This is a genomic window from Terriglobia bacterium (assembly GCA_020073205.1).
Lineage (GTDB): Bacteria > Acidobacteriota > Polarisedimenticolia > Polarisedimenticolales > JAIQFR01 > JAIQFR01.
Genome location: JAIQFR010000020.1, coordinates 37,305 through 52,718, shown reverse-complemented (window position 1 = coordinate 52,718; position 15,414 = coordinate 37,305). Strand labels below are relative to the sequence as shown.

Sequence of the window (15,414 nt, the reverse complement as noted above, 5' to 3'; positions counted from 1 at the left end):
GCCGATGACGCCGCCTGAGCCGCCGCCAACGCGCGAGCCGGTGATGAAGACCGTTCCCGCGGGCACGGCGATCGAGGTGGCGTTCCTCGATGGCCTCTCGAGCAAGGCCAGCCGGACCGGGGACAGCTTCCGTGCGCGCGTCGCCAAGGACGTGATGCTGGACGGGATCGCGGTGATCCCCGCGGGCTCCGTCGTCGTCGGCAGCGTGACCGAGGCGGTCCCCCTCAAGAAGATCGGCGGCCAGGCGAAGCTCGCGTTGGAGTTCAACAAGCTGGAGCTGACCTCGGGACGCAGCGCTCCCATCGACGCCTCGTTCGCCGAGCAAGGGAAGAGCGAGACCGGAAAGGACGCCGCGACCATCGGCGGCGCGGCCGCGGGCGGCGCGCTCCTCGGCCGGATCCTGAGCAAGAACGACAAGACCAAGGGGACCGTCCTGGGCGCCATCGTCGGCGCCGCCGCGGGGACCGCCGTCGCCTCCAAGACCAAGGGACAGGAGGTCGAGATCCCTGCCGGCACGGTCATCACGCTGAAGCTCGACCAGGCCGCGCAGATCACGGTCATACCCTAGGTGATGTCACCCGGCGGTGTCCCTCCGGGGGGACAGCTCCTCTCCCGAGCAGCCGCGCCGCGGCGCCGTTCCCGGAGCCGCGGCGTGGCCCGCCGATTGCAATTCCTCGGCGCGGCCGTGATGACCGAGATCGCCGCGCACCGGCGGCAGCGGCCGTGGGAGGAACGATGAAGCGCACAGCTTACCGTCTCGCGATCGTGGTCCTCGTCCTTGCGGCGGCCGCACCCGCATACGCCCAGCCCCGCGGCTCCGAGACCTCCGACAACTCCTTCCAGTTCCGCCTGGGGGGATTCTTCCCATCAGGCAACAGCGAGTTCTGGGACAACAACGAACGCGACTTCACGATGAGCTCGAGCGACTTCAACGACGGAGTGCTGGGGTTCAGCTACGTCACGAGCCTCAGCAACCGATTCGAGCTCGGCTTCAACCTCGACTTCTACGACTCGACGGTCCGCTCGTCCTACCGCGACTTCGTCGACCAGGATGGGTTCCCGATCTTTCACGACACCCGACTTCGCATGACACCGCTGACCGTGGACTTCAGGTTCCTGCCCGGCGGTCGCTACGGCTACCGCGGGCGGCACGGCGAGCATCGCGTGCACAAACCGGTTCCGTACCTCGGCGCAGGCGCGGGATTCAATTTCTGGAGGTACGAGGAAACCGGCGACTTCCTGGACTTCTCCCTGGATCCGCCGGAGGTCTTCTCGGACCGTTTCAAGGACAGTGGCGCCGCGTTCGAGACCCATGTCCTGGCCGGGATCGAGCTACCCATGGGCCCGACGTGGGGACTGATCTTCGAAGGGCGCCACTCGTGGTCGGAGGTGACCCCCAGTAGCGACTTCGCGGGGCTCGGCAAACTGGACCTCGGCGGCACCTCGGCCTACGTCGGCGCGGCCTTCCACTTCTGATTTCGGAACTCGAAGGCTCCTGCCGCGCGTCGCAAGGGATCGCGCGGCGGGAGCCGGCTCGTTTGACCGATCAAAACCGGAGCAGCAGGTAAGCCTGGTAGCCGTCGGTCGAAGCGTCGATCTTCCCCTCACCGTCCTTGTCCACCTCGAGACTCAGCTTCCGATACCCGGCGCCCACGCCGAAGAAGTGACCCGTGTACACCTCGGCGCGGACCAGGGTGTCCCGCAGGTCGGCGCGCAGCCTGCCGATCTTCCAACTCGCGCCGGTAGCCTCTCCGTACAGCCGGAGGAAGCCGAGCGGCGAGACCTGCACGCTGGCTCCGATCACCGGCACCGTCCCCCTGAGGGAGGCGATCGCGACGGCGTCAAGCGCGGTGATCTCTCCTTTCCCGTCGAGGATGTCGGCGCCGACGAGCACGGCGACGTTCACGAGATCCCGATTGACGATCGAATAGGAGTAATGGGCCTTGTAGAACTTGAGGTCCAGCGACGAGTCCACGGGGGTGTCTTGCGGGACGACGCCGAGATCGCCGATCCGGACCGGTCGCGGGAGGATTCGCGAGCCGTTCAGCGAAGCCGAGAACCCGGATACCCGGAAGCGGTGGCGTCCGAATGGGTGGAACCAGGCGCCTAGCTCGCCAACGGTCTTCTCGCCGTCGAGGCCGACGTCTCCCGGCAAGGAAAACGAGTCGCCCTGCACCTCCCCGTCGATCCGGGCGGTCCCGGTCAACGACTGCCGCCAGGCGTTCGTGTAGACCCCGACGCGATCGAGGACCGCGGCGCGGGCGCCTGAGGAAACCGCGGGCGCCAGCAGCGCAAGCGCGGCAGCGGCGGTCAAACCTCTCATCAGCCTCATCGAGCCTCCCTTGGCCGAGCTGGAAGCGTCGTCCTCAGCCCGCCGAGGCGTCAGCGCCGGTCCGGCTCCTCAGGGGCGGGTTCCCCCAGAAGAGCGCCGACCCTGCGCGCCAGCGATTCGCCGACGTGGATACCCTTGATGACGAGATCGTCCGCGCCGAGTGCGCGGAGCCGGTCCCAGGGCTCGCCGTACATCTCCGCCTCGTCCTCGGCGGTGAAGATCAGCACGGGACATCGCTTGACGGGCATCTCCCGGAGCAGCGTCAGGCCGTCCTCGCCTCCCTCGAGCGTCAGGTCCAACAGGATCGCGTCGATCCGGCCCGAGGACAGCGCCGCCCGAGCCTCCCGCAGCGACCTTGCCGTTCTGACCGCGTACTTGGGGGAGAGAGCCTCCTTCGCGATCTCGAGGAAATAGTCCAGGTCCTCCACGACCAGCACGGTCGGCCGGGTGGAGCCCGTCTCGGCGGGCGCACCCTTCGCCGGGGCGAAGTGCAGGCCGCAACGGGGACACACGACCTCCCCCCCCGACATTGATGGGGTGGCGGCGAGGCCGCTCGCGGCCGGCGCCGAAGCTTCACGCGCCGTCGAAACCGGAGCAGGCGAGGAGGGCGTCTGGCGAGCCGGTGCGGTCTGCGCCGGTGGCCCGACGGGTCCAGGCACCTCGATGGCCGCGCCGCAGGCCTTGCACCCAACCTTGGCGCCCGCCCGGGGTATCTTCGCTGGGTCGATGAGGTAACCGCGCCCGCACGCGGGGCAGCGGATCTCGACCTTCACGGGCGGGCCTCGGCCAGCCGGGAGACGTAGAGGAGAGGATCGACCGGGACTCGGTCCTTCCGAATCTCGAAGTGGCAGTGCGGCGTCGTGGCGTTGCCGGTGCGGCCAACACGGGCGATAGGCTGCCCCTTCTCCACCTTGTCGCCAATGCGCACGAGAACGGCCTGGTCATGCGCGTACAGCGACTCGATGCCGTAGCCGTGGTCCAGGATCACGAGATTCCCGTATCCCGTCCGGGTCCGCCCGCTGAAGGTCACCACCCCCGCTCGGGCCGCGATGATCTCCTGGCCCCGGTCACCCGCGATGTCGACGCCGGCGTGCCGGTGTGTGCGGCGGTGGGCACCGAAGTACGAGACCACGTGGCCGCCGGCGACGGGCCACTCGAAACCGATGTCGCGCGCCAAAGCGGCGGGGGCTCTCGGAGCGGGAACGGGGACCAGCGGGAGCGGCAGCGGGTACGGCGGGACCTCCAGGACGGCCGTTGCGCCAGGGATGAAGATCTCCTGGCCGACCTCGAGCTGGCCGGGATCATCGAGCCCGTTGACCCTCTGCAGCTCCTCTTGTGGCACGGCGTACGCGCGGGCGATCCGCCAGAGCGTCTGCCCGTCCCGCACGTGGTGGAACACCCCTTGCGGGGAATCGGTGTCCTCGCCACTCAGAGTTTCCAGGGCGCCCCGCGCTCCGACCGCCGCGTCGGCCTCGGGCGTCACCGCGATGGCTGGCTCCGAGGCCGGGACGGCGGCGTTGGCGGGGGGCCTTTGAATCCCGGCGCACCCGGCCGCGCCGACCACCCAGATGGCGATCAGGAGCGTCGCGAGGCCGCGGTCGGCACCCGCGCCCCTCGAGGCCCCGCGGCACTTTCCATCCGAGCTCGTCATCCAGGCGACTATAATTCCCGGCCAGCCGGCGAACAACCACGAAAATCGAAATAAACGATGGTAGGGCGAAAGTAAACCGCGTGCAGGCGGGCGCCCTAGGAACTTCCGGCCACGTCGCCGCGCTTCCATTTCAAGTCGGACTCGCGCATGAAGCCGGGAGCTTCGGCTTCCACGAGCAGGCGAAGCAGCTCGGCCAGCACGGCCCGATGGAGCGGCGCGTTCCCGGGATCGCCGCAGGGAGCGCCGAACCGGAATCGGACGTGCAACGATCGAGGGGCTCCGACGATCCGGGTGAGCGCGGGAACGAGCGTCAGGCACGCGGTCGGGATCCCGCGGTCCTCGATGCCGCGCGCCAGTAGACATACGGTCTGAACGCAGAGCGGGCAGCTCGGCAGCAGGAAGACCGCAGAGACCTGATCCTCTCGGAGCAGCGATCCCACCGTGTCCAGCGTCACGTCGAGCCCGGGGAAAGGCCTGACGATTCCCCCGGAGACGCTGAAGTGCCGTGGGGCCGGAGGGCCGATCGCTCCGTCGCGATGTAATCCCTCGAGCGCTTCGAGAGGAAGCGCGACCTCCGGGTCCGAAGGTATGTGCCTCGAGTCCACGTAGGGCGCCGACAAATCGAGTGCATCGGGCGGCGTGGCGCGCGGGATGACGCGAAAGCTCGTGTCGCCGAGCGGCTCGTCCATGCACCGGAAGGGTATGTCGCCTTTCAGGTGCAGGCCGGCGGTGGAGAGGAGGGCCACCGATAGGCCGCGCGCGGCCGCCGGCGGGCTGCACCAAGGTATCGGGCCAGGCGAGACGAAATCGAACGAGGGATCCACCTCTTCGCGCAGGATCCCGCGGATGCGTTGCAGGAGCGGATCTTCGATCTTGCGGCCCATGCCGAGCGACCTCGCGTTCCGGAGGCGTTCTCCTCGAGACCGAGGCCGCTTCAGACGCGCCCCAGCAGATGGTCGGCCAGGCGTCCCGAGATGTCGAGGCCCGCGCGCGCCTCGAAGGTGGCGAAGAACGGCGCCGAGTTGCATTCGAGAACGAGAAAGCGCCCCGATCGGGCGTCGCGCATGAAGTCCACCGCGGCAAACGGCATTCGCCAGCGCCGCGCGACCGCCACGGCGACCTGTGCCGCCTCACCTGGCAACACCATCCGGCGGATCCGGGTCTCGCCGTGCCGCGAGTCGATCTCGGCTCCCTCGACGGGAAGAACCTCCGCGGCGCCGATGACACGGCCGTCGAGGACGAACGCGCGGACGTTGTCTCCTTCGATTCGCTCCTGCACCATCCTCGCGGTTCCGTTGGGGGGTGCTGCGGCCTGACCGCATGGCGACAACGGTTCGTACGCCACCGTGTGCGAGTAGCCGCCGACGAGCCCCTTCGACACCCAGCCCCGGAGAGAGCCGTCGGGGAGGTCGCCGACCGCTTCGGGGTCGGTGGTCGCGACGGTCCACGGGACCGGGATGCCGGCGCGGACGTACGAGAACACTTCGAAAGGTTTCAGCGCGTGGAGATCGTGCGTGGCGGGAGGGTTCACGACCCGAGCGCGGAGCGAGAGGTGCTCGAGAAGGGCGTTCCACGCTGCCAGGTGCCGTAGCGACGCGGCCAATGCGTGCTCGCGAGCGGCCCCTGTGGGTACCCGGGGGGCCCGGATGCCCAGATCGGCCACGTAGGCTCCGGCAATCCCACGAAGATCGGCTCCGCACGCCCAGGCCCCGCGGCCTTCGATGGTGATGCCGGGGTCGAGCCGGGTGTCGAGGGCGACCGCTTCCACCCCGCGCTCCTCGAGGCGAACCTGGAGGCGCTCGATCTCCGGGCGATCCGGGGGGCCGATGAGGGCGACCCGGGTCACGCGCCTTCCGAGGAGGCGCCGCCTCTCCGCGGAGGTGCCCCGTCGCTCGGCGGTGCCCCGCGGACGTGCTGGATCTCGAGGATCGGGTCGAGGTGGTACCGGTAGTGCTCGCACGCACCTCGCGTCGATTCCGGTCGGGTCAGGGCCACCATCGGGCACCCGCCGTGGCACACGGGCAGGACCGAGCACGACCGGCATTCGCTCCGGTCCAGGGGGTTCCAGGCCAGCCATCGGGCCTCGTTCACCGCATGGAACGGCTGCTCTCCGTCTAGTAGGTGGCCCACGGCCAGCTCCGGTCCTGCGGTCACCTCGTGCCAGCACTTGAACAGGGCCCCCGACGGGGACACGACGAAGCCGGTGACCCGATCGGCGGTGCAGAATGCGCCCGGCAGTCGGAAGGGATAACGCGAAAGCGGAAGGCCGCGGCGGGCCGCCTCGCGGTAGAGCTCCACCTCGGTCCGGGCGAATTCCTCGTCGGAGAAGCAGGTTTCCTGGATGTTCCCACACGCGGACCCGGCGAAGGTCACCTGGGCGAGGTAGGGGCGGACCTTGCGCGCCAGGCCGGCGTGCTCCAGCATCTCCACCACCTCGAGGGCGGAGGCGGCGTTCCTCCGGTCGACGTTGATGCGGAGCTGGAACTGAGCGAGGTCGGCGCCTGCCCCGAGGTTCTCGACGATCCTTGCGAAGGTCCCCTGCCCCCCGGCGAGCACGCGGCGCCGGTCGTGAATCCTCGCCGGGCCGTCCACCGTTACCTGGACCTCCCGGACGGCGAGCCGTGCGAGGTGCTCCACCCGCGCGCGGTCGAGGAGATAGCCGTTCGTGACGAGCTGAGCCTTGTATTCGAAGCCGTGGCGCCCCCCCAGGGCGAGGAAAGCCTCGGACAGCGCCTCGACGACCTTCGTCGCGGCGGGAAGCGTCGGCTCGCCGCCGAACCAGGTCACGTGCAGGAGGTTGATCGTCGCCGCTCGCTCCTCCACGAACCGGACCAGGGCCTCCCGGACCGCGCGGCTCATCGTGACCCTGAGGTGATCTTCGTAGCAGTAGTCGCACCGGAAGTTGCAGTCGAGGGTCGGCGCGATCACCAGGAAGAGCTGATCCGTCCGGAAACGGTCGCGAAGCATGTCGGCGACCGTGGCACCCAGCTCGTCCACGTCGTCCTCGATCAGGAAGCGCGCGGCGCAGAGCGCCTCGCGGATTTCCCGTTTGTGAGGGCTGTCGACGGGGGTCCGGTCCGGGTCGGCCAGCATGGCCCGGATGAACGGAAGGTCCTCCGGCACGATCTCCGCGAGGGCGGTGGACCACCCGTTGAAGGCGAGGATCGCACCGTCCGAGGCCTCGAAGATCCGGTTGTATCGAGAGGGCTTCAACGCGCGTCTCCTATGCGACCGAGAGGGCCGCCTCGGCCAGCCTCTGGACGAGGATCGCGGGAAGAGCACCCGAGAGCAACGCGTTCCACGTGGCGAGATCGGGTGCGGCGTCGGCCAGGAGCACCCGCTCTTCGTCGCCGTCGGCGAGCAGGAACGCTGCGAAGTCGAGACCGAGCACGCCGGCCGCCCGGATCGCGAGGCCGGCTGCGCTTGAGGAGACGCTCCCGATCGCGGTCACCTCCGCACCATCGACCGGAGGCAGGTCCCCCCCGGCGCCCCGGCACGCGCCTGCGATCCTCCCTCCGATGACCAGGAGACAGAGGACCTCGCCGGGGATAGCGGATAGGACGAGCGCCGGCTCCCCCGCGGGCGGGCGAGATGTCCGATGCCAGCGCTCCCTCCCGACCGCGTCCAACACGAGGCACCCCGCCTCCTGTCCGGCGCCTGGCGCCGGCGCGAGACGCCAAGGGCGCACCGCGACGCCCGCGGCTTCGAGACGTGTCAAGGAGACGGCGGGAGAGGCCGCGAGGTGCCCGGTCTCCGGCCGGTTCCACACCGGGCGGACCTCCGCCGCGGCCCGGAGCGCCGAGAGCGCCAGCGATCGGGCTTCCCGCTCGGCTCCCGGCGCTTCCGTCGGGACCACCGGCTGAGGCCACGGGAACAGAGGCGCCTCGACGAGGATCGCACCCGCGTCGAGAAGGCTCGTCCCTTCCCAGAGCACCTCGCCCGGGCGGACGGTCACGGGCTTCCCGAGGAGCGGAGCGTCGAGCGAGAGCACACTGCAGGAGAGCCCCAGGCCTCGCGCGGCGTCGGCGACGCACCAGCCCATTCCGGACTCGGCAAGTCCGAGATAGATCAGGTTTTGCAGCATCGGGCGTAATATACCGCGCTACGGCGCCAGCCGCGCCCGACCCTTGCCACCGGGGCGGAACGCCGACCTCGAGAGAGTCGATCGATGCGCCGTCGCCTGCCTCTTCTCCGCACGCTCCTGGTCCTCCTGGGCGCTTTCCTGTCGTGCGCCGCCGCGATTCTCGGACTGTGGCGGCTGGATCGAGTCGTGGTGGCCGACGGGCGGCTCGCGGGGGGCTCCGTGCAGATCTGCTCGCCGCGGGACGGCGTGGTGGTGGAGGTGCGCGTGCGCGCCGGGGACCGGGTCGTCGGCGGAGACTTGCTACTACGGCTCGACAGCCGCGATCTCGAGTCCGAAGCTGCCGCGCGCCACGCGCGCTTCGAAGGCCTCGTCGCCCAACGAGAGGAGCGGCTCGCGGAGGCCGCGAAGCTCCGGGAGTCGGTGCAACCGCGCGAGCGCTTGGAGGCCGAGGAGGAGCGGGACCGGGCGCGGGTCGAGAGGGAGCGGGTTCAGATCGAGGCCACCGCGGCGCGCCGACTGGGCGACGAGGGGATCGTCGGGCGGATCCAGGTGGAAAAGGCGGATCTCGATCTCAAGCTGGCGGCCATCTCCGTCGAGCACGCCGAGCACGCCCTCGGCCTGCTCGACGCGCAGCAGCGCTCGACGCTGGCGGGCCTGATGGCCGATGCCCGGCGGCTCGAGGGGGAGGTCGAAGCGGAGAGGCTGACGAGCGAGGCGCTCGTGCGGGACATCGGAGCGTCCCAGGTGACGGCGCCCGAAGGGGGCGCCGTGGAAGGAGGCGACCTGGCGGAACTCCGTGGACGCGTCGTTCGCAAAGGGGATGAGCTTCTGAGGATCGGGCTCGGAGCGCCAGCCCGGTTCGAGGCGGCGTTGAGCGACAACGGCCGCGCCGCGGTCCGACCCGGGCAGCGCGCCACCATTCGCCTCGACGGGTTTCCCTGGCTGATCCACGGGAGCGTGCGCGCGACGGTCGCCCGCGTCGCGGATCGGCGAGGCCAGACCGGCGGCTTCTCGGTGGACCTCGACCTCGATCCGGTGGCCAGCGGACCCGGCCCGCTCCGTGAGGGAATGCGCGGGACCGCGCGCATCGTGGTCGGCGAGACGGTGTCGCTCGGCCGTCTGTTCCTCGAGCGGATCGCGGGGCGGTCGGCGCCGTGAAGACGGCGGATCCCCACCGAAAAGGCATGGTCCGGCGCTTCTTCGGCGGCTTCGTCCGCCCCTACCTCGGGCTCCAGGCGGAGATCGGGCTCTGCATCGTCGTGTCCGTGGTGCTCGGCCTGGTCGACCCCCTCATTCTGCGGGCGATCATCGACCGTGCGCTCGGCGACGGCGACCGGCGGGCGCTGTTCCTGCTCGCGGGCTTGCTGGCGGTGCTGCTCGTCTTCCGGGTCGCGTTTCGAATCCTCTCGACCTGGTTGTACAGCTACTCGGGGCTGAGGATCCTGTTCGATGTCAGGTCGAGGCTCTACGAGCACGTCTCGCGGATGTCCCCCTTCTTCTTCCGCGGCGAGCGATTCGGCGACATCCTCGCGCGCCTCACGTCGGACGTGGACGTGCTGCAGCGGGCCGCGGCGAACACCCTCGTCAATGCGGCGAGCGACGGCCTCACCGTCGCCGGGATCGTCGCGATCCTGCTCTGGCTCGATCCCGTCCTGACCGGCGCGATGGTCCTGGCCTACCCCCTCCTGCTGGTCCTCGTCGCCCGGGTCAACGCGCGGCTCCGCGACGAAGGAGGTCGCGCCCGGGACGCTTACGGTGATCTCTACTCTTTCTTCGAGGAACGCCTCACCGGGATGCGACTCGTGCAGGAGTTCCTCCGGGAGAAGGCCGAGGCCCGTCGGCACGTCGAGGTTTCGCGCCCGGTGATCCGGTCCAACCTGGCGCTCTCGATGATCGGCGCATGGCAGGTCGCTCTGGCGGACCTGGTGAACACGGGGGCTTTCGTCCTGGTGTTCCTCATCGGCGGCTCGCGGGTCCTGTCGGGGTCGTTGTCGGTCGGGAGCCTCGTCGCCTACTACACTCTCGCGACACGGCTCCTCCGGCCGATCGGCGGGCTGATCGAGATCAACGTGGACCTCCAGGTGGCAAGGGCCTCCCTCGCGAGGATCTTCGAGCTGCTCGACCAGGCTCCCGAGATCCGGGAAGCGCCGGGGGCGAGGGCGCCGTCGCCGGTCCGCGGCGCGGTGGTCTTGCGGGGGGCCGGGCTCACGTGGCCCGGCGGCACGCTGGCCCTGGAGGACGTCGGTATCGAGATCTCGCCAGGGGAGGTCGTGGCGCTCGTGGGCCCCTCCGGCGGAGGAAAGTCCACGCTGGCCGCTCTCCTCCCGCGTTACCTCGATCCGCAGCGCGGCGCGGTGCTCCTCGACGGTGTCGACCTACGGGACTGGCCCCTCCGGAATCTGAGGCGTGCGGTCGGCCTCGTTCCGCAGGAAACCCAGCTCTTTCACGACACGCTCGCCGCGAACCTGAGGCTCGCGGCGCCACGCGCGTCCGACGCCGCGCTCGGCGAGGTGCTCGCCGTGGCGGGGCTCGACGAGTTCCTGTCCACGCTGCCGCAAGGCCTCGAGACGCAGGTCGGCGAGCAGGGCCTTCGCCTTTCCGGCGGGGAGCGCCAGCGCCTCGCCCTCGCCCGGGCCCTCCTCAAGGCGCCCGCGGTGCATTGCCTCGACGAGGCGACGTCCGCGCTCGATCCGAGGACCGAGCGGCAGGTGCTCGCGCGCTTCCTCGAGCGGGTCCGGGGGAGCACGGTGATTCTCATCGCCCATCGGCTCACCAGCGTGGCCGGGGTGGATCGAATCTACGTGATGAACGACGGGAGGATCGTCGAGGTCGGGACCCACGACGCCCTTTACGAGGCGAACGGCCTCTACCGCAGGCTCTACGACGACCAGATGCGGCGGGGACACGTCCAGTAGGGGAGAGGGGGCGCGGAGATTGCCGGTCTGGCGGATCCCGGAAAGTCCGACCGGTCGGTCCGTCCTCCGGATCCCTCACATTCCGATGGGTCATGTTATGGGGGCTTCGAACGACCACGGGGTTCGGTTCAGGCACAGCGACCGTCGCACCTGCGAGTGAACTGTTCACCAGGCGGTCGCGGCGGAATCCCCTAACGAACCCATCGGAATGTGAGGGATCCGGAGGACGGGCCCCCCTGCCCGGCCCCCGATTTGAAGAATCTACGGGTCGCCCCCATAATTCATCGGCCCCTGTTCGGGCGCCCCGGAGGTAAGGACACCATGGCCGTCAGGCGACTCTCGAAGATCCTGCTCGTCGCGGGCGCGTTGACCCTCGCGCTCATGTCCCACGAGGTCGTGCTGGGCGCTCCCGCCCCGCCGGCGGCCCCGGTGCTGGCCGAGTTCGGCGAGGTATTCCCGACAGGTGTCTACGTCAATCTCGGCGCGGGGAGCGCGGAGGCGCCGAAGGTCGACCTCAAGGACCTCGTCGGGAAGAAGCCCGTGGTGTTCTGCTACTGGATCCCGGAGCACGTCCACTCGGAGGAGACCCTTCTGGCGGTCCAGCAGCTGGCCGACGAGGTGGGGCCGTCGAAGCTGGCCGTCTGCGGCGTCGTGGCGCCGCCGATGGGAACGAGTCCCGCCAACGCCGCCGACTGGCTCAAGGCAACCAAGGACCGAATCGCGGCGCTCAAGATCCATGTCCCGGTGCTGCAGGACGACGGGTTCAAGATCGGCCGCCTCCTCGGCGTCCGGACCGTTCCGAACGTGGCGGCCCTCGACAAGGAGGGTCGTCTGCGGATGTCGAACGCGGGAAGCCTGAAGCAGACGCTCGAGTACAAGATGGACGTGGCCGGCGCTCTCCAGCGCCTCGGGAGCACCGGTCAGCTCGGGACGTACGGCTCGCTGCCGACCTACTACCCGGCCGTGGAGCTGGTCGGCAAGAAGTGCCCGCAGTTCGAGGCGCCGCTCCTCGGCGGCGGCTCCGTTCGAAACAGCTCGAGCCTGCTAGCCACGGACAAGGTCAACGTCCTGATCTTCTGGGCCCAGGACTGCCCGCACTGCCGCAAGTCCCTGCCCGAGATCAACGCCTACCTCAAGGCGCACCCGGAGGGGCTCAACGTGATCGGGGCCGCGAAGATCCAGAACGAAGCCGCCCAGACGCAGACCGAGGAGTTCTGCAAAGCGGAGGGGCTCGTCTTCCCGACCCTGATCGACCAGGACCTCAAGATCGGTTCCCAGTTCATGGTGACCTCCACCCCGACGATCTTCATCATCCGCCCCGACGGGGTGATCGACTCGGTGTTGTTCTCCGGGGAGATCAACTACGGCGCGGCGTTCGAAGCGAAGAAGAAGCTGCTCCTCAAGTCCTGAGCGCGGCGCTCGGCAGCCCGTCCCGCACGATCCGGGGCAGCGGCTCGAAATCCGCTATCACTCCCGGCCCCGGCGTCAGCCGGCAGCGGCGATCCACGAGCACGCCGTCGATCCCGGTTGAGCGCGCGCCGTCGAGGTCCGTCTCGGGCAGGTCCCCCACGTGGAGCGTGAGCCGCGGATCGGCGCCGAGCGCCTCGATGGCGCTCCGGAAGATCCTCGGGTTCGGCTTTTCGACGCCCAGCATGTGGGAGCCCGCCACGGCATCGAACAAGTCGTCCAGGTCGAGCACCTCGAGAAGGTAGGGAAGGCGGGAGTCCCAGTTGGAGACCACGGCGAGCCGGCCGCCCGCGTGCCGGATCTCCGAGAGCGCCGGTCTGACGTCGGGAAACACGTGCCACGCCGCGGGATCGCGGAACGCCTCGCGGAGCGGCGCGAGCGCCGACTCGGCGAAGCCGCAAGGCATCGGCGCCCCAGCCGCCCGATCGATGGCGCCGCGGGCGAACCTGAGCCAGTAGCCGTCCTCGCCTCCGTCGAAGAACGCGTAGCGGTCCGTTCCGGGAGGAACCTCCCGGTCCATCTCGCGCCACGACTCGCGGATCGCCGATTCGAAGACCTCCGCCGAGCGGACGAGCCCCATCGGCGCCAGCACTCGGGAGTACACCGCGCCGAAGGACTCCCGCGGTCCGAACAGCGTCTCGCCCGCGTCGAGGAGAACGAACGGGTAGCGCATAGGGGAAAGATCGTACTACGGGGCATCCCCTCCAGAACGACCGAGCGAGGCTGGACCCCCCGGCGGTTCGCCCCGATCCAAAAGGAAAGGGCCCGGCTCGCGGGACCCTTTCCCGAACCGAGAGGATCGACGACCCGTCACGCGGCCGGCTTCTCCGCCGGCTTCTGGAACAGCTTTTCGTCCACCGGTGGATCGACCTTGAAGGACTCCAGCGTCAGCGTGATGGCGTCTTCGCCGTCCACGCGGACGACTTCCTTGTGCGGGACCGACCGGCCCTCGACCTCGTGGTAGTCGGAGAAGAGCACCTCGATCTGGGCCGGCGCCATCGTCAGCGGACTCACGCCCTGGTAGGCCTCCTTCAGCACCCTGCCGTCCGGCGCGACGAAGAGGCGGCAGTCCGACCCCTTGAAGCTGACCGAGACGACCTGGCATTTCGTTCCGTCCACCGTCTCCTCGCCCGCCGCCACCGCCTCCATCCCGGGATCGGACGCGTATCGGACGAGGACGCGGAGGTCACGCATCGTCTCCTTCTGGATCATCTCCACGACCGTCGGGGGCAGCGGGGACGTGTTGCCTCCTGCCGTTCTGAACCCCTCGCCGCCGGTCACGACGAGCGTCTGTTCCCCCATCGCGCTGGTCGAGACCTGGTGGACGCGATCGGGGAACACGAGCAGCTTGGTCCGCGCCATCTGCATCGTCTGGCCACGCACGCTCAGTACCAGCTTGGCGCTGGTCTCGATCGCCTTGACGTCGCCCGGGTTCTTCCCGCCGAGCGCGCCGACCACACTCGCCAGGAGCGCTCGCCCGACCGCGAGCGAGGCGGAGGTCTTCGCCGCCTTGGGCGTCTTGTCCGGCGGCGGCGGGATCGAGATGTCGATGTCCGTGACCTTGCCGAAGGTCGACACCGGCTTGTCGAATTCGTCCTTCTTCCCGACCACAAGCAGCGTCATCTGGTCGGGGTGCACGTACTTCTTCGCGACGCGCTCGACGTCCTGGCGGGTCACCTTCTCGATGTTCGCGCGATACTGCTCGAGGTAGTCCGCGGGGAGGCCGTAGAACGCGTAGGTCATCTGCTGGTTCAGGGTCTTCGCCTTGGAGTCGTAGTTGAACACGAAGGAGTTCAGGATGGCGTCTTTGGCCCGCTTCATCTCGTCGTCGTTCGGGGGATTCTCGATGATCCCGACCACCTCCGCCTTCACCGCCTCGACCCCCTGGGCCATGGTGGAGGACTTCGTCTGAAGGCCGGCGCGCAGAACGCCCGGGTAGAGATAATCGGCGCTCAGGTTCCCGAACACGTTGTAGGCCAGTCCCTTCTTGGAGCGCACGTTGCTGAACATGCGGCTCGCGAAGCTCCCGCCCAGCACCTCGTTCATGACCTGGACGGCGAAGTAGTCGGGGTTCTTCCTCTCGATGCCGAGGTGGCCCATGGCCACGTACGCCTGGGTCACGTCGGACTTCTCGATGAAGTAGACGCCGGGATTCGGGGTCGTCCGGAACGGAATCGGCGGAAGGGGCGCGGTCGGTCCCTTGGTCCAGTCGCCGAACACCGCGTCGACCTTCTTCTTCATCTCCTTGGGGTCGAAGTCGCCCACGATCCCCAGGTACACGTTGTTCGGCACGTAGTATTTCTTGTGCCACGCCACGAGGTCGTCGCGGTTGACGGCGGCGACGGTGGCGTACTCCTCATTTCGCGTCAGGGGCGAGTCCTTGCCGTAGACAAGGCGCGGGAACTCGCGGAACAGGATCCCCATCACCTGGTCGTTCCGACGCGCGATTCCGGTGTTGGCCTGGACCTTCGCCAGGTCCAGCTTGTCCTGGGCGAACGCGGGCGCGCGCAGCACGTCCGCGAAGACCTTGAACACCTCTTCGAAGTTGTCCTTGAGGCAGTTCATCGACGCGTGGCCGGAGTCGTCGTCGATCCCCGTTTCGACGGACGCCGCCCGGTTCGCGAGGAAGTCGTCGATGTCGTCGCCGGTCATGGACGATGTGCCGCCGGTGCGCTGCACCGTGCCCGTCAGGCCTGCGAGGCCCGTCTTCTCCGCGGGCTCCCAGGCCGAGCCGGTGCGGATCCGGGCGCTGACCTCGATCAGCGGCAGCTCGTGATCCTCCATCAGGAACACGGTCATGCCGTTCTTGAGCGTGTAGACCGCCGGCTTCTCGATCCTGAACTCGGGTAGCGGGGGATACTTGATGTCCTTGTAGTTCTCGACCTGGGCCGCCGCCGGAACGGCCAGGAGCGCGGCGAGCGCCGCCGCGGACAGCGCGACTCCTAGGCTCGTGGTTCTCATGTTC

14 protein-coding genes are annotated in these 15,414 nt (G+C 69.1%); 5 read left to right on the top strand and 9 right to left on the bottom strand.

Annotation, left to right across the window (positions count from 1 at the left end; all coding sequences use genetic code 11):
- Together LAO51_06535 and LAO51_06530 are read left to right on the top strand one after the other, a co-directional pair.
- The coding region (locus tag LAO51_06535) for a hypothetical protein (GenBank protein ID MBZ5638402.1) at positions 1 to 568 on the top strand (568 nt) is incomplete at its 5' end.
- A 167-nt stretch (positions 569 to 735) separates the two neighbouring features.
- Positions 736 to 1,476 (top strand): hypothetical protein, encoded by a 741-nt coding sequence (locus tag LAO51_06530; protein MBZ5638401.1) that lies wholly within the window; start codon positions 736 to 738, stop codon positions 1,474 to 1,476.
- Positions 1,477 to 1,546: 70 nt separating this feature from the next.
- Here LAO51_06530 and LAO51_06525 read toward each other — a convergent pair whose 3' ends face one another.
- The 7 genes from LAO51_06525 to LAO51_06495 form a co-directional block, all read right to left on the bottom strand.
- Entirely contained in the window at positions 1,547 to 2,332 is a 786-nt protein-coding gene (locus tag LAO51_06525) for a hypothetical protein (protein ID MBZ5638400.1), read from the bottom strand.
- Positions 2,333 to 2,382: 50 nt separating this feature from the next.
- Complete coding sequence (locus LAO51_06520) at positions 2,383 to 3,105, bottom strand: zinc-ribbon domain-containing protein (protein MBZ5638399.1); 723 nt, start codon at positions 3,103 to 3,105, stop codon at positions 2,383 to 2,385.
- Positions 3,102 to 3,983, bottom strand: a complete 882-nt coding sequence (locus LAO51_06515; protein MBZ5638398.1) for a M23 family metallopeptidase — start codon at positions 3,981 to 3,983, stop codon at positions 3,102 to 3,104. Before LAO51_06515 ends, LAO51_06520 begins: the two co-directional genes overlap by 4 nt.
- 95 nt (positions 3,984 to 4,078) lie before the next feature.
- A complete protein-coding gene (locus LAO51_06510) occupies positions 4,079 to 4,867 on the bottom strand; it encodes a hypothetical protein (protein MBZ5638397.1) in 789 nt (262 codons plus the stop codon).
- 50 nt (positions 4,868 to 4,917) lie between these two features.
- On the bottom strand, positions 4,918 to 5,829 hold the full coding sequence (locus LAO51_06505; GenBank protein ID MBZ5638396.1) for a hypothetical protein: 912 nt from the start codon (positions 5,827 to 5,829) through the stop codon (positions 4,918 to 4,920).
- A complete protein-coding gene (locus tag LAO51_06500) occupies positions 5,826 to 7,196 on the bottom strand; it encodes an SPASM domain-containing protein (protein MBZ5638395.1) in 1,371 nt (456 codons plus the stop codon). The genes LAO51_06505 and LAO51_06500 overlap by 4 nt, the downstream gene beginning before the upstream one ends.
- A gap of 10 nt (positions 7,197 to 7,206) precedes the next feature.
- Entirely contained in the window at positions 7,207 to 8,067 is an 861-nt protein-coding gene (locus LAO51_06495) for a hypothetical protein (GenBank protein MBZ5638394.1), read from the bottom strand.
- A gap of 84 nt (positions 8,068 to 8,151) precedes the next feature.
- On the opposite strand from LAO51_06495, the gene LAO51_06490 reads away from it, so the two are divergent.
- The 3 genes from LAO51_06490 to LAO51_06480 all read left to right on the top strand — a co-directional run bounded on the left by LAO51_06490 (position 8,152) and on the right by LAO51_06480 (position 12,392).
- A complete protein-coding gene (locus LAO51_06490; protein ID MBZ5638393.1) occupies positions 8,152 to 9,225 on the top strand; it encodes an HlyD family efflux transporter periplasmic adaptor subunit in 1,074 nt (357 codons plus the stop codon).
- Positions 9,222 to 10,982: an ABC transporter ATP-binding protein/permease gene (locus LAO51_06485; GenBank protein MBZ5638392.1), complete on the top strand. Its 1,761-nt coding sequence runs from the start codon at positions 9,222 to 9,224 to the stop codon at positions 10,980 to 10,982. Before LAO51_06490 ends, LAO51_06485 begins: the two co-directional genes overlap by 4 nt.
- A 321-nt stretch (positions 10,983 to 11,303) precedes the next feature.
- Positions 11,304 to 12,392 carry a TlpA family protein disulfide reductase gene (locus LAO51_06480; protein ID MBZ5638391.1) on the top strand — a complete coding sequence of 363 codons (1,089 nt, stop codon included), beginning with the start codon at positions 11,304 to 11,306 and terminating at the stop codon, positions 12,390 to 12,392.
- Here LAO51_06480 and LAO51_06475 read toward each other — a convergent pair.
- Entirely contained in the window at positions 12,382 to 13,122 is a 741-nt protein-coding gene (locus LAO51_06475; protein MBZ5638390.1) for an HAD-IA family hydrolase, read from the bottom strand. The two genes, LAO51_06480 and LAO51_06475, sit on opposite strands and share 11 nt — an antisense overlap.
- A gap of 137 nt (positions 13,123 to 13,259) precedes the next feature.
- Positions 13,260 to 15,410 carry an insulinase family protein gene (locus tag LAO51_06470; GenBank protein ID MBZ5638389.1) on the bottom strand — a complete coding sequence of 717 codons (2,151 nt, stop codon included), beginning with the start codon at positions 15,408 to 15,410 and terminating at the stop codon, positions 13,260 to 13,262.
- Positions 15,411 to 15,414: the final 4 nt, after the last annotated feature.

Bases quoted from the DNA above. Each gene is read 5' to 3' on its own strand.
- LAO51_06530 (MBZ5638401.1), top strand. From the start codon at position 736: ATGAAGCGCACAGCTTACCGTCTCGCGATCGTGGTCCTCGTCCTTGCG.
- LAO51_06525 (MBZ5638400.1), bottom strand. From the start codon at position 2,332: ATGAGGCTGATGAGAGGTTTGACCGCCGCTGCCGCGCTTGCGCTGCTG.
- LAO51_06515 (MBZ5638398.1), bottom strand. From the start codon at position 3,983: ATGACGAGCTCGGATGGAAAGTGCCGCGGGGCCTCGAGGGGCGCGGGT.
- LAO51_06510 (MBZ5638397.1), bottom strand. From the start codon at position 4,867: ATGGGCCGCAAGATCGAAGATCCGCTCCTGCAACGCATCCGCGGGATC.
- LAO51_06495 (MBZ5638394.1), bottom strand. From the start codon at position 8,067: ATGCTGCAAAACCTGATCTATCTCGGACTTGCCGAGTCCGGAATGGGC.
- LAO51_06490 (MBZ5638393.1), top strand. From the start codon at position 8,152: ATGCGCCGTCGCCTGCCTCTTCTCCGCACGCTCCTGGTCCTCCTGGGC.
- LAO51_06480 (MBZ5638391.1), top strand. From the start codon at position 11,304: ATGGCCGTCAGGCGACTCTCGAAGATCCTGCTCGTCGCGGGCGCGTTG.
- LAO51_06475 (MBZ5638390.1), bottom strand. From the start codon at position 13,122: ATGCGCTACCCGTTCGTTCTCCTCGACGCGGGCGAGACGCTGTTCGGA.
- LAO51_06470 (MBZ5638389.1), bottom strand. From the start codon at position 15,410: ATGAGAACCACGAGCCTAGGAGTCGCGCTGTCCGCGGCGGCGCTCGCC.